Here is a 13566-nt window from a genome sequence, read left to right on the forward strand (position 1 = left end):
CCGTCGGCTGCGCCGGCGCTCGCCCGGGCGGCCGTGCACGAGGTGACCGGTGCGTTCGCCGCGGCCTCCCCGGACACCGCCGACGTCTACGGTGTCGGTGCGAGCGCCGTCTGAGCGCACTCCCCGCGCCTCGAACGGCCGTGGGCCCCGGCCGATCCCTGGGTTCCAGGATCGGCCGGGGCCCACGGCGTCAGGCCGTACGGCCCGTCAGGCCCGGTCGCAGGCCTGAGCCCGCAGCGCGCGGGCCAGGTCGTCCCGGCGCTCCAGCACCAGGCGGCGCAGCGCCGGCGCGGCCTGCGGGTGTCCTTCGAGCCAGGCGTCGGCCTCGGCCAGGGTCTGCTCGTCGGTCTGGGCGGTCGGGAAGAAGCCGCCGACGATCCGCATCGCGATCTCGATGGTCCGCTCGGCCCAGATCCGCTCCAGCAGCTTGAAGTACGGCGCCGCGTAGAGGGCGCTCAGGTCGCGCTGGGAGGGGATCGAGAAGCCCGCGGTGTTGGCCTCGACCAGGGCGCTCGGCAGCTCGTCCGAGTCGATCACGGCCGACCAGGCGGCGGCCTTGGCCTCCGCCGTGGGCCGGGCGGCCAGGCACTGGGTGTAGTGGCGCTTGCCGCTCGCGGTGTTGTCGGCGGCCAGTTCGGCGGCCAGCTCCTCGTCGGTGGCCTGGCCGGCCGCGGCCAGCGCCAGCCACAGCGACCAGCGCAGCTCCTGGTCGACCTCCAGGCCGTCGACCCGGGCGCTGCCGGACAGCAGGCCGCGGACCAGACCGAGGTGCTCGGCGCCGCCCGCGGTCTGGGCGAGGAAGCGGGCCCAGGCCAGCTGGTGGTCGCTGGCGGGGACGGCCTCGCGCAGCTCGCGCAGGGCGCCGTCGGCGAGCAGCCGGCCGCCCTCGCCGCGCCAGGCCGGGTCGGCGTACAGGTCGACGGCGGTCTTGGCCTGGGTGTGCAGCGACTGGAGCACGCCGATGTTGCCCTCCTGGCCGGCGAAGCGCAGCACCAGGGCGACGTAGTCGCGGGCCGGCATCAGGCCGTCCCGGGTGAGGTTCCAGACCGCGGACCAGGCGAGTGCGCGGGCCAGCTCGTCGCGGATGTCGCCGAGGCCGCTGCGCAGGTTCGCCAGCGAGTCCTCGTCGAAGCGGATCTTGCAGTAGGTCAGGTCGTCGTCGTTGAGCAGCACCAGCGCCGGGCGGGGCAGGCCGGCGGCCTCGGTGACGACGGTCCGGGCGCCGGTGACGTCCAGTTCGATCCGCCCGGTGCGCACCAGGGCGCCGTCGGCGTCCCGGTCGTACAGGCCGACCGCGATCCGGTGCGGGCGCAGGACGCCACGCGACGCAGTCGCAGGATCGTCCGCAGTGTCCTGGAGCACGGCCAGCTCGGTGATCCGGCCCTCGGCGTCGGCCGTGACCTGCGGGGTGAGCGCGTTGACCCCGGAGGTCTGGAGCCAGGCGGCGGCCCAGGCCTTGAGGTCCCGGCCGCTGGTCTCCTCCAGCACCTCCAGCAGGTCGCCCAGCTCGGTGTTGCCGAAGGCGTGGCGCTTGAAGTAGCGGCGGGCGCCCTCGAAGAAGGCCTCCGAACCGACGTACGCCACCAGCTGCTTGAGGACGGAGGCGCCCTTGGCGTAGGTGATGCCGTCGAAGTTGAGCTTGGCGTCCTCGAGGTCCCGGATGTCCGCGGTGATCGGGTGGGTGGTGGGGAACTGGTCCTGCCGGTAGGCCCAGGCCTTGCGCTGGTTGGCGAAGGTGACCCAGGCCGAGGAGTAGCGGGTGCGGGCGCCGATCAGGCCGTAGGAGCCCATGAAGTCGGCGAAGGACTCCTTCAGCCACAGGTCGTCCCACCAGCGCATGGTGACCAGGTCGCCGAACCACATGTGCGCCATCTCGTGCAGGATGACGTTGGCCCGGCCCTCGTACGCGGCGTCGGTGACCTTCGAGCGGAAGACGAACTCCTCGCGGAAGGTGACGCAGCCGGGGTTCTCCATCGCGCCGATGTTGTACTCGGGAACGAAGGCCTGGTCGTACTTGCCGAAGGGGTACGGGTAGTCGAACTCCTCGTGGAAGAAGTCGAGTCCGAGCTTGGTGACGCCGAGGATCTCGTCCGCGTCGAAGTACGGGGCCAGCGACTGGCGGCACATCGCGGAGAGCGGGATCTCCAGCGCGGTGCCGTCGGCCAGCTCGCGGCGGTAGTGGTCGCGGGCGACGTGGTACGGGCCGGCGACGACGGCGGTGAGGTAGGTGGAGATCGGCTTGGTCGGCGCGAACTCCCAGGTGCGGTCGGCGTCCTGCTCGGTGATGTTCTCGTGCGGGGCGTTGGACCACACGTCCCAGGCGGCCGGGGCGGTCACGGTGAAGGTGAACGGGGCCTTCAGGTCGGGCTGCTCGAAGTTCGCGAACACCCGGCGGGCGTCGGCCGGCTCGTAGTGGGTGTAGAGGTAGGTCTCGCCGTCCACCGGGTCGACGAAGCGGTGCAGGCCCTCGCCGGTGCGGCTGTAGGCGCAGTCCGCCTCGACGGTCAGCACGTTCTCGGCGGCCAGGCCGTCGACGTGCACCCGGGCGCCGTCGTAGGCGGTGGCCGGGTCGAGGGCGCGGCCGTTGAGGGTGACCGAGCGGACGGCGGGGGCGAGCAGGTCGAGGAAGGTGTCCGCACCGGGCTGGGAGCAGCGGAAGGTGACGGTGGTGGTGGAGCGGAAGGTGCCGGCCTCCCGGTCAGGGGCCGAGGTCACGTCCAGCCGGACCTGGTAGCCGTCCACGGCCAGGATGCTGGCCCGCTGCTGCGCCTCGTCGCGGCTGAGGTTCTTGCCCGGCACGGCGGTACTCCTTTGTCCGGCTCGCACGGTGGTGCGCCTGTGGGTGGTGCGGTCTCGGCGCGGGGTGTGCTCCGCGCACGCGGGGCCATCCTTTCACGCCCCGTGTCGTCAGTACCATTGCACAGTCCGTCGCGCCAGGGCCGGAATCAGCGGTGTCGGGCGGGTGTTGGCGTTGCCGGGGTGGAATTCCTCCCTGCCCCGGACCACTCACGAAGGACGACACGCAGTGACGACTGCCGCTGAGCGCAAGACCGCCGACTTCTGGTTCGACCCGGCCTGCCCGTGGGCGTGGATGACCTCCCGCTGGCTGATCGAGGTCCAGCAGCTGCGTCCGGTCGACGTGCACTGGCACGTGATGAGCCTGTCGGTGCTCAACGAGCACCGGGACCTCCCGGAGAACTACCGGGAGATGCTGGACAACGCCTGGGGCGCGGTGCGGGTCTGCATCGCCGCCGCCGAGCAGCACGGCCCGGAGGTGCTCGGCCGGCTCTACACCGAGCTGGGCGTGCGCTTCCACAACCAGGGCCTGCCGCAGAACCGGGAGACCGTGGCGGCGGCCCTGGTGGCGGCGGGCCTGCCCGCCGAGCTGGCCGACGCGGCCGGCACGGACGCGTACGACGAGGCCCTGCGCGCCTCGCACAAGGAGGGCATCACCCTGGTCGGCGAGGACGTCGGCACCCCGGTGATCGCGGTCGAGGGCGTGGACGGCGAGCGGGTGGCCTTCTTCGGCCCGGTGGTGACCCCGGCCCCGAAGGGCGAGGCCGCGGCCCGGCTGTGGGACGGCACCCTGCTGGTGGCCTCCACCCCGGGCTTCTACGAGATCAAGCGCACCCGCACGGACGGCCCGTCCTTCGAGTAAGTCCCGGGGAACGGCTCCGGAAGCGCGGCAGGGCCCGGTACCGCTCGGTACCGGGCCCTCGCCGTGCGTGGAACGGGAAGGTCAGCGCAGGGCGGCGTCCCGGCGCTGCTTGAGCAGCCCGGCGACGACGAGCGCCGTGACCAGCACACCGGCCGCGTACAGCTGTTCGCGGTTGCCCTCGGTGGTGGTCATCAGGGCGAGGATGCCGGCCACCGCGGCCATTGCGATCCAGGTGAGGTACGGGAAGCCCCACATCTTCACGGTGAGCAGCTCGGGGGCCTCGCGCTCCAGCCGGCGGCGCATCCGCAGCTGGACCGCGCAGATGAACAGCCAGACCACCAGGATCGCCACGCCGGTGGTGTTCATCAGCCAGGTGAACACCGTGGCCGGCCAGAACTTGGCGGCCAGCACGGCGCCGAAGCCGAACAGGCAGGAGGCCAGCACGGCCATGCGCGGCACCCCGCCGCTGACCTTGGCCAGCACCTTGGGGCCCTGGCCGCGGCCGACCAGCGAGTACGCCATCCGGGAGGCGCCGTAGATGTTGGCGTTCATCGCGGACAGCAGCGCGATCAGCACCACCACCTGCATGATCGTTCCGGCCGCGGGCACCCCGAGGTGGCGCAGCACGGTGACGTACGGGCCGTCGGCGACGACCGCCGGGTCCTTCCAGGAGACCAGGGTGACCACCAGGGCCATCGAGCCGATGTAGAAGATCGCGATCCGCCACACCGCGGTGCGCACGGCGTTGGCGACGTTCTTCTTGGGGTCCTCGGACTCGGCGGCGGCGATGGTCACGGTCTCCAGACCGCCGTACGCGAAGACCGAGGCGAGCAGGCCGACGATCAGCCCGTCGACGCCGTTGGGCAGGAAGCCGCCCTGGCCGGTGAGGTTCGTCGTGCCGGGGGCGCCGGGGCCGAGCACGCCGGCGATGCCGAGCCCGCCGAGAACCAGGAAGGTGACGATCGCGGCGACCTTGATCGCGGCGAACCAGAACTCGAACTCGCCGAAGTTCTTCACCGCGGTGAGGTTGCTGGCGCAGAAGAAGACCATGAACAGGCCGACCCAGACCCAGGCGGAGACGCCGGGTATCCAGCCGTTGACGATCTTCCCGGCGGCGGTGGCCTCGGCGGCGACGCCGCAGCACAGCATCACCCAGTACATCCAGCCGGCCGTGATCCCGGCCCACGGGCCGATCTCCTTCTCGGCGTGCACCGAGAACGATCCGGAGGCGGGGCGGGCGGCGGACATCTCACCGAGCATCCGCATGATCAGCATGACCAGGAGGCCGGAGAGCGCGAACGCCAGGATGATCGCCGGTCCGGCGGCCGCGATGCCGGCGCCGGAGCCGACGAAGAGGCCCGCGCCGATCACGCCGCCGAGGGCGATCATGGACAGGTGGCGCTGCTTCAGCCCGTGGGAGAGCTGCTGGCCACCCGATGCCGGCGCTGCGGCCGGCTGGGTGCCGTCAGGGGTCCCGGTCGCCAAAGGCGTGGAAGTGGGGGCCATAGGGGTGGTTCCAGACTGTGCGGTATGCGGCATGAGCTGTCCAATATCCGGCGACACCCCTGTCCATGCCAAGAATGTTCGATCGGGGCCCACCATGCGGACCGTGCCGAAACCTACCGTGATCATGTTGTGACCTGGAGTTGCTCCGGGCCGGTTCCGACAACGCCCGAGGGTGGGGGTTTGTCCGAAACCGTGCCGTTCGCCCAGTGGATCACCGCGTAGGTTCACAGGTGTTCACTCACCTGGACTCTCACGGAGGAGCCCCGATGGCCACTGCCACCACCCCGATACCGCGCCGCGCCGTCCTCGCCGACCTGCTGCCCGCCGCCTCCACCCGCCTCGGCGCCCAGGCCCGCGACCTGGCCCTGGTGGCCGGCGGCGCCGCGCTGACCGGCCTGGCCGCCCAGCTGTCGGTGAACGTGCCCGGCTCGCCGGTGCCGGTCACCGGCCAGACCTTCGCCGCCCTGCTGGTCGGCACCGCGCTCGGCGCCCGCCGCGGCGTCGCCTCGCTCGTGCTGTACATGCTGGTCGGCATGGCGGGCCTGCCCTGGTTCGCCGAGGGCACCTCGGGCTGGGCGATGGCCTCCTTCGGCTACGTGCTCGGCTTCGTCCTCGCCGCCGCCCTGACCGGCGCGCTGGCCCGCCGCGGCGCCGACCGCACCCCGGTCAACACCGTCGTCACCATGGTCCTCGGCAGCCTCGCCATCTACGCGGTCGGCGTCCCGTACCTGGCCCTGTCGCTGCACGTGTCGCTCGCCCGCGCCGCGGAGCTCGGCCTCTACCCGTACCTGGTCGGCGACGCCCTCAAGGCCGCCTTCGCCGCCGGCGCCCTGCCGCTGGCCTGGAAGCTGCTCGGCCGGCGCTGACCCACCCGGCGGCCGACCCGCCCGGCCGACCCACCCTGCCGCGCCCCCGTTGTCGGGCCCGGGCGCACGCGCATGCCACACTCATGGCATGCGCGTGTACCTGGGCTCCGACCATGCCGGATACGAACTGAAGAACCACCTCGTGGAGTGGCTCAAGGGGGCCGGCCACGAGCCGGTCGACTGCGGGCCGCACATCTACGACGCCGAGGACGACTACCCGCCGTTCTGCCTGCGCGCCGCCGAGCGCACCGCCGCCGACGAGGATGCCCTGGGCATCGTGATCGGCGGCTCGGGCAACGGAGAGGCGATCGCCGCCAACAAGGTCAAGGGCGTCCGGGCCGCGCTGGCCTGGAGCGTGCAGACCGCCGAGCTCGGCCGTCAGCACAACAACGCCAACGTGATCTCCATCGGCGGCCGCATGCACACGCTGGAGGAGGCCACCAAGTTCGTCGAGGTCTTCCTCGACACCCCGTACAGCGGCGAGCCCCGGCACACCCGCCGGATCGAGATGCTGAGCGAGTACGAGACCACCGGCGAGCTCCCGCCGATCCCGGCCCACCACCCGCAGGGCTGATCCGCCACCCACCCTTCCCGGGGGGGGGGGGGCCCCCCCCCCCGCCCCCCCCCCCCCCCCGGCGGGGGGGGGGGGCGGGGCCCCCCCCCCGCCCGCCGCCCCCCCCGCCCCGGCCCCCCCCCCCGGGGGCCCCCCCCCCCCCCCCCCCGCCCCGGCCCCCCCCCCCCCCCCCGGCCCCCCCCCCCCCCCGCCGTCTCCGGGAAGGTCCGGGAAGCCCCCGGGAGCCACGCGACGGGCCCGGAGCGGCCCCGCACCGCCTGTGGGATCGGCCACAGGGCACGGCGCGCGGACACCCCCGCGCGCGGGGCGCACGCGCCGCCCGCGCGGTCCGTAGGCCCAACCCGCGTACGACTCCTGACGGCACGCCCGCAACCGTCCCGATCGGCCGAAACCCACTGCCCGCCCCGCGCTCCGGCGCCCGTGCCCGCCCCCGGCCCGTCGACGCCGGGCGGTGCCCGTGGATAGGGTCGGACCCCATGGCTGGCAGAGCGCCGGGCACACCGCCCCAGACGACTGCGACGAGGCCCGGCGCCACCCCGGCGTCCGAGTCCGTGACGGCCCGGTTGCGCAAGAGGGTCCGCCGGGTCCGCCGAAGGCTGCGCACGGCCGGTGTGGACTACTTCCGCGGCGGCGCCGCCGACTGGCCCGTGCTCTGCGCGCTCGCCCTGCTCGTCCCGCTGCTGATCCTGCTCAACATCTGGTTCCCCGACTGGGCCCCGCCCACCTCCCTGGTCCTGCCGATCCTGGCCGGCGCCCTGCTGCTGCGCCCCGGCAGCCTGGTGGTGCTCTACGCGCTGGCCGCGCTCGGCCTCTCCTCCGAGTCCGTGATCCACACTGGCCAGCGGGTCGCCAGCGACAACCCCGAGGCCTACCTCTACGGCGTGACCCCGGGCGCGGCCCTGGTGGTCGGCGCCGCCGGGGTGGGCGGCCTGCTGCTCGCCCAGTTCCGGGCCCGGGTGGGAGTGCCCTGGTGGGGCGGATCCACCATGCTGTTCGACCTGCGCGAGCGGCTGCGGGTGCAGAGCCGGGTGCCCGAGCTGCCGGACGGCTGGCACGCGGACATGGCGCTGCGCCCGGCCGGCGGCCAGTCCTTCTCCGGGGACTTCGTGGTCGCCGCCCGCACCGGCCCCGGCCAGCGGCTGCTGGAGGTGGTCCTCGCGGACGTCTCCGGCAAGGGCATGGACGCCGGCTCCCGCGCACTGCTGCTCTCCGGTGCCTTCGGCGGACTGGTCGGCTCGCTGCCCGCGCACGACTTCCTGCCCGCCGCCAACGGCTACCTGCTGCGCCAGTCCTGGGAGGAGGGCTTCGCCACCGCCGTCCACCTGGTGCTGGACCTGGACACCGGAGAGTACGAGCTGCTCTCCGCCGGGCACCTGCCGGGCATGCAGCGGCTCGCCGGGGAGGGGCGCTGGGAGGTCAAGCAGGCCGACGGCCCGCTGCTTGGGATCTACGACGGTGCCAAGTTCGAGGGCGTGCGCGGCCGGCTGAACCGGGGCGACGTGCTGATGCTGTGCACCGACGGCATGGTCGAGGCGCCGGGCCGGGACCTCGCGGAGGGCATGGACCGGCTGATGGGGGAGGCGGACCGGCTGGTGCCCGGCGGCGGACCCGGCACGGGCACGGGCGCCGCGGCCGCGCTGATCGAGACGGTCGCCCGGGACATCAACGACGACCGTGCGGTGCTGCTGATCTGGCGCGACTGACGCCTTCCGCCCGGCACATGCCGCGGGCAGCCGCCGCTGTCAAGCCTGGTAGCTGATCTTCAGCCAAATCGGACGCCCCGTCGACTGACCGGACCAGCGGCTTCCGCTACCCGCCCATGGCCGTTTTCCGGCCGCTCAGCACGGCCCCGCCGACGATTCGTCATGACGGCTCCGCTATCGTCCCGGTCGGCGGAAACTCGTCTCGCATCGCAGGATATCGGCGTTGGGCTGACTGTCAGACCTTTACGCAATCGGCACGGTCGACCACACTGAGTCCGGGCGGGACTGTTCAGGATTCGGGGGATGGGGGCGTCAGGTGCGACACGACAGACAGCGGTCGACCGTGGGCTCCCTCACCGGCGGTGTGCCGGACGGTCCGCGATTCCGCCTCGGGACCGTCGGACAGACCGGGGTCCGGCTTTCGCAGGTGCCGCCGGGCGGTGGCACCCCGCTATGAAAACGAGGAAGTGAGTCCGGGTGGCACTCTCCGTCTCCGCACTGGTCCTGTTCGCGATCCTGTGCATCATCTTCATCCGCAACAAGCAGATGAAGATCCCGCACGCGATCGTCGCCGCCCTGTTCGGCTTCATGCTCCACGAGACCACGGTCGCGACCTCGATCAACTCGCTGCTGGCCAACCTCGCGCACAGCATCTCCGGCATCACCGGCGGCTGATCCGGCCGGGCCGTCCGCACCCCTGCCGAGGGGTCATCGGCCGGCCCGTCTGGCCTCCCGCCAGCGAGCGAACAGTCCCCGGGGGCGTGCCGCCGCCGGGGCCGGGACACGCATCGGTGCGGGTGCCCCGGCACCCGCCTGCGCGGTCCACCCCGGCATGGTCGGTTCGGCCGTCAACAGGACGAACAGCCTTGCCCAGCACAGCCGTTCCCCCCGTGGCCAGTCCAGGGCGCGCAGCGCCGCCGACGCCGCCTCCGACACCTCGCCGCCCACCCGGACCTCGGCGACGTCGTCCCCCGCCTTCCCGCCCAGGAAGAGCTTGACGCCCACCGGCCCGGGCCCGGTCAACTCCCCGCGCAGCGCGGGCGCCAGCGCCGGCAGCACCCGGTGCTCGGCCAGCCAGCCCGCCAGCCGCTCGTTGCCGAAGCCGAACACCGCGGCCGGCCCCTGCACCGCGTGCCAGCCCGGGAGTTCGGGCAGGTCCGGGCGGTCGGCGTGCACCCCGCGGCCGTCCGCCAGCTCGACCAGCACCGAGGCGGTGGTGGTCGCCCACATCTTCACCGCGTTGGCGAGCTTCTCCTCCTCGGTCTTGCCGAGGCCGGCCGCGCAGTCCCACACCACCGGGGCGTCCGCCCGGCCCAGGTGCAGCACGAAGCCGAGGTCCACGTGCCCGGCGCCGTCGTCCCCGGGGTGCTCGCGGACCGCCACCGCCGTGGTGCCGGGGCCGCGGACCACCTCGCCCTCCGGGTGGAACACCTGGCCCAGTCGCGCCATCTCCCGCACCACACAGCGCTGTATGACGGCCAGTCGCTCCTGCGGATGCACCGGGACTCCTCCACCTCGGGAGCGCGGCAGCTGAGGTCGCGCTCGAACGCCGCCGAGGCTATCGGCCCGACAGCCCACCGGGAAACCGTTCGGACCCCGCGACCCTCCGGTCGCGAAAAAGTCCCGAATGCCCCACTTTGGGCAGCGGAACCTGAAGGCCGTCCGCCCGGAGGACCCGCATGCCCCGCACCACCGCCCCGCCCCCGCCCGTCCTCCTCGCCCCCGGGCCGCCCCCGTTCGGCCCCGCCGCCTCCGGGCTGGTCGCCGAGATCGAGGCCTACCTCGCCTCGCTGCCCGCCCCCGCGCGCACCCCGCTGCCGTACGCCTGCCCCTACGGCAGCACCCTGAGGCCCTGGCAGGCCGGCCACCCCGAGCCCCGGGCCACCCTGCTCGACCGGGCGCTGGGCCGGCCCGCCCGCCCCGTCCCGGTCAGCACGGCCGACCACCTCCGGCTCGCCTCCCGCTACATCGGGGCGCACGGCTGGCTCCAGGGTGCGATGTGGGACGCGGCCGGCCGGGTCTGCCTGCTCGGCGCGCAGGCCGCCGTCCTGGCGCACGGCTACGGCACCCCGGCCACCGTGCGCACCGCCCGGGTCCAGGTGATGGAGGTGCTGCACGCCACCGGCCGCCCGGCGCGCTCCCCGGACGAGTACAACGACCGCCCGACCACCCGGGAGAGTGACGTCCACCGGCTGCTGGACCGGGCCGCCGTCCGGGCCGCCCGGCTCGGGCTCTGAGACCCGGGCTCCGGGGTCCGGGTGCTGCGGGGACCCCGGAAACGCCGACGGCCCCGGTGTGCTGGGCACACCGGGGCCGGACCGGAGAGCGGGCGACGAGAATCGAACTCGCGTGACTAGTTTGGAAGACTAGGGCTCTACCATTGAGCTACGCCCGCACGACCCCCCAGCCGTGACCGGCCGGAAGTTCGGGGAACAGCGTACCTGGTCCGGCCGCCCGAGTGCACACCGCATTGCGCACACCCCCCGCGCGCCCGCGCGGTATGTGTCGTTGTCGCGCCCGCGCGGATCAAGTCGGCGAGCCGTGCAGGCCCGGCGTGTACGCTTCCTCTCGGCACCACGGGGTGTGGCGCAGTTTGGTAGCGCGTCCGCTTTGGGAGCGGAAGGCCGTCGGTTCGAATCCGGTCACCCCGACAGTGCGGCAGGGTCTCGCCCACCGGGGCGGGGCCCTGTTCTGTGTCGAAGCTTCGTGACGGCGATACGGTGGCGTCTGGCGTCCGCCTTTCGTGGTACCGGTAGGATGGGGCGCTGGCGGTAGTCCCTGTGGCGTCCACCCAGGTCAACCGCACGAGGGCGAGGAGTCAAGCTCACCGTCCACCCCACGGGAGATGCAGCTCCAACCGCCCATCGCCCGTCTCGTCCGACCCCCGTTCCGGCTCCGGCCGGGTGACGGGGACGGGCGGAGACAACCTGACCGCAAGCCCATAGGAGACCTAACCGTGAAGAGCGCCGTCGAGACTCTGAACCCGACCCGGGTTCGACTCACCGTCGAGGTGCCCTTCGAGGAGCTCAAGCCCAGCCTCGACGCGGCGTACAAGAAGATCAACCAGCAGGTCTCGGTCCCGGGCTTCCGCAAGGGCAAGATCCCGAACCGGGTCATCGACCAGCGCTTCGGCCGTGGTGCCGTGCTGGAGGAGGCCGTCAACGACGCCCTGCCGCGCTTCTACACGCAGGCCGTCGACGAGGGCAAGATCGAGGTCCTCGGCCAGCCCGACATCACCAACATCGAGGGTGTCGAGACGATCGCCGACGGCGGCGACCTGAAGTTCACCGCCGAGGTGGACGTCCGTCCCGAGATCACCCTGCCGGAGTTCTCCTCCATCGAGGTGACCGTCGACCCGATCGCCGTCTCCGACGAGGACGTCGAGAAGTCGCTGGAGCAGCTGCGCGAGCGCTTCTCCTCGGTCAAGGACGTCGAGCGCGCCGCCGCTGCCGGCGACATCGTGGTCGTGGACCTGGTCGCCAAGGTCGACGGCGAGGTGCCGGAGGACGGCACCGCCAGCGGCGTCAGCTACGAGATCGGCTCGGGCCGCCTGATCGACGGCATCGACGAGGCCGTCGTCGGCCTGTCCGCCGGCGAGGAGAAGACCTTCGAGACCGAGCTCAAGGGTGGCACCCAGGCGGGCAAGACCTCCGAGGTCACCGTCACCGTCACCGCCGTCCAGGAGAAGGAGCTGCCCGAGCTGGACGACGAGTTCGCCCAGCTGGCCAGCGAGTTCGACACCCTGGAGGACCTGCGCGCCGACTCCCGCAAGCGCCTGGAGCGCATGAAGGAGTACGACCAGGCCACCCAGGCCCAGGAGAAGGTCCTGGACGCGCTGCTCGCCCTGGTTGAGATCGAGTACCCCGAGAAGCTCCTCAAGGACGAGGTCGAGACCCGCAAGCACAACGTGGAGCACCACCAGCTCCAGCCGATGGGCCTCACCATCGACGCGTACCTGGAGACCCAGGGCAAGACCCGCGAGGAGTGGGACGCGGAGATCGAGGAGCAGGCGAAGAAGGGCATCAAGACCCAGTTCGTCCTGGACCAGATCGTCGCCAACGAGGAGCTGGGTGTTAACCAGGAGGAGCTGACCGAGCACCTCATCCGCCGCGCCGCCGGCTCCGGCCTCACCCCGGACCAGTTCGCGCAGCAGGTCGTCCAGGGCGGTCAGGTTCCGCTGCTGGTCGGCGAGGTCGCCCGCGGCAAGGCGCTGGCCACCGTGGTCGAGGCCGCCAAGGTCGCCGACACCGAGGGCAACGAGATCAACTTCGACGACGAGGACGAGACGGCCGAGACCGTCGAGGCCGCCGCCGCCGAGGAGACCGCCGCCGAGGAGAAGACCGAGGCCTGAGTGCCCCGGTAGCCCCCTTTCAGGCTGCATCGGGCCCGGACGCCGTACGGTGTCCGGGCCCGTTGTCGTCCCGTCGGCGGCCGCCGCGACCCTGCGCTCACAGCGAACAGTTCTGCGTGAGGGATTCTGCGGCCCGGCCTGCACGTTAGGGTCCTTGGACAGCAACAATCACGACGTGATACCCGGACGCTGTGCGACACCGCGACGGCCGTGGAGCGACCGTCCAAATCGACTGAGCAGGTGGCTAAGTGACGTTCCCGCAGATGCAGATGCCTGGCCCGATGGCGCCGCACGCCGCCGCTGGTGACGTGCTCGGCGGCCTTGGCGACCAGGTCTACAACCGGCTGCTCAACGAGCGGATCATCTTCCTCGGCCAGGCGGTCGACGACGACATCGCCAACAAGATCACCGCGCAGCTGCTGCTGCTGGCCGCGGACCCGGACAAGGACATCTTCCTCTACATCAACTCCCCGGGCGGCTCGATCTCGGCCGGCATGGCGATCTACGACACCATGCAGTACATCAAGAACGACGTCGTCACCATCGCGATGGGCATGGCGGCCTCGATGGGCCAGTTCCTGCTCACCGCGGGCGCCCCGGGCAAGCGCTTCTCGCTGCCGAACTCGACCATCCTGATGCACCAGCCCTCCGCGGGCCTCGGCGGTTCCGCCACCGACATCCGGATCCAGGCCGAGCAGCTGCTCCGCACCAAGAAGCGGATGTCCGAGCTGATCGCCCACCACAGCGGCCAGTCCTTCGACCAGATCACCGCCGACTCCGACCGCGACCGCTGGTTCACCCCGGAGGAGGCCCTGGAGTACGGCCTCATCGACGCGATCATGCACAGCGCCGCGGACGTCCCCGGCGGCGGCGGCACGGGCGCTGCCTGAGCCTCGGCCCGGCCCGCG

General features: G+C 72.6%; 11 protein-coding genes and 2 tRNA genes. 9 read left to right on the plus strand and 4 right to left on the minus strand.

All coding sequences use genetic code 11. The features are described from left to right. Positions 1 to 207: 207 nt before the first annotated feature. Positions 208 to 2799 (minus strand): aminopeptidase N, encoded by a 2592-nt coding sequence (gene pepN / locus ACIRRH_RS00180; protein ID WP_403059446.1) that lies wholly within the window; start codon positions 2797 to 2799, stop codon positions 208 to 210. Positions 2800 to 3025: 226 nt separating this feature from the next. Between pepN and ACIRRH_RS00185 the strand changes: the two genes are divergently transcribed. Beyond that, the gene (locus tag ACIRRH_RS00185; RefSeq protein WP_403059449.1) at positions 3026 to 3658 is read left to right on the plus strand and encodes a DsbA family protein; all 633 of its coding nucleotides are present in this window, start codon (positions 3026 to 3028) and stop codon (positions 3656 to 3658) included. Between the two features lie 81 nt (positions 3659 to 3739). On the opposite strand, the gene ACIRRH_RS00190 is transcribed toward ACIRRH_RS00185, so the two are convergent. Beyond that, the gene (locus ACIRRH_RS00190) at positions 3740 to 5164 is read right to left on the minus strand and encodes an amino acid permease (RefSeq protein WP_403059452.1); all 1425 of its coding nucleotides are present in this window, start codon (positions 5162 to 5164) and stop codon (positions 3740 to 3742) included. Positions 5165 to 5430: 266 nt separating this feature from the next. Between ACIRRH_RS00190 and ACIRRH_RS00195 the strand changes: the two genes are divergently transcribed. From ACIRRH_RS00195 to ACIRRH_RS00210, 4 genes are all read left to right on the plus strand, one after another. Continuing rightward, positions 5431 to 6030 carry a biotin transporter BioY gene (locus tag ACIRRH_RS00195; RefSeq protein WP_403059455.1) on the plus strand — a complete coding sequence of 200 codons (600 nt, stop codon included), beginning with the start codon at positions 5431 to 5433 and terminating at the stop codon, positions 6028 to 6030. A gap of 88 nt (positions 6031 to 6118) precedes the next feature. Continuing rightward, on the plus strand, positions 6119 to 6604 hold the full coding sequence (locus ACIRRH_RS00200) for a ribose-5-phosphate isomerase (protein WP_363393271.1): 486 nt from the start codon (positions 6119 to 6121) through the stop codon (positions 6602 to 6604). 476 nt (positions 6605 to 7080) lie between these two features. After that, the gene (locus ACIRRH_RS00205; RefSeq protein ID WP_403059458.1) at positions 7081 to 8307 is read left to right on the plus strand and encodes a PP2C family protein-serine/threonine phosphatase; all 1227 of its coding nucleotides are present in this window, start codon (positions 7081 to 7083) and stop codon (positions 8305 to 8307) included. 477 nt (positions 8308 to 8784) lie between these two features. After that, positions 8785 to 8982 carry a hypothetical protein gene (locus ACIRRH_RS00210; RefSeq protein WP_049648957.1) on the plus strand — a complete coding sequence of 66 codons (198 nt, stop codon included), beginning with the start codon at positions 8785 to 8787 and terminating at the stop codon, positions 8980 to 8982. Positions 8983 to 9015: 33 nt separating this feature from the next. Here the strand turns inward: ACIRRH_RS00210 and ACIRRH_RS00215 are convergent, their stop codons facing one another. Then, on the minus strand, positions 9016 to 9807 hold the full coding sequence (locus tag ACIRRH_RS00215) for a DUF6348 family protein (protein WP_403059460.1): 792 nt from the start codon (positions 9805 to 9807) through the stop codon (positions 9016 to 9018). A gap of 179 nt (positions 9808 to 9986) precedes the next feature. Between ACIRRH_RS00215 and ACIRRH_RS00220 the strand changes: the two genes are divergently transcribed. Next, positions 9987 to 10544 (plus strand): hypothetical protein, encoded by a 558-nt coding sequence (locus ACIRRH_RS00220; RefSeq protein ID WP_403059462.1) that lies wholly within the window; start codon positions 9987 to 9989, stop codon positions 10542 to 10544. A gap of 87 nt (positions 10545 to 10631) precedes the next feature. Here the strand turns inward: ACIRRH_RS00220 and ACIRRH_RS00225 are convergent. Then, positions 10632 to 10702: transfer RNA gene (locus ACIRRH_RS00225), tRNA-Gly, on the minus strand. A 182-nt stretch (positions 10703 to 10884) separates the two neighbouring features. Here ACIRRH_RS00225 and ACIRRH_RS00230 point away from each other — a divergent pair. The 3 genes from ACIRRH_RS00230 (at position 10885) to ACIRRH_RS00240 (ending at position 13548) form a co-directional block, all read left to right on the plus strand. Further along, a tRNA-Pro gene (locus tag ACIRRH_RS00230) sits at positions 10885 to 10958 on the plus strand. 305 nt (positions 10959 to 11263) lie between these two features. Beyond that, a complete protein-coding gene (gene tig / locus ACIRRH_RS00235) occupies positions 11264 to 12658 on the plus strand; it encodes a trigger factor (RefSeq protein WP_403059464.1) in 1395 nt (464 codons plus the stop codon). Positions 12659 to 12927: 269 nt separating this feature from the next. Next, positions 12928 to 13548: an ATP-dependent Clp protease proteolytic subunit gene (locus ACIRRH_RS00240; RefSeq protein WP_392884367.1), complete on the plus strand. Its 621-nt coding sequence runs from the start codon at positions 12928 to 12930 to the stop codon at positions 13546 to 13548. The last annotated feature ends 18 nt before the right edge of the window (positions 13549 to 13566 follow it).

The organism is Kitasatospora sp. NPDC101235, from assembly GCF_044767505.1.
Lineage (GTDB): Bacteria > Actinomycetota > Actinomycetes > Streptomycetales > Streptomycetaceae > Kitasatospora.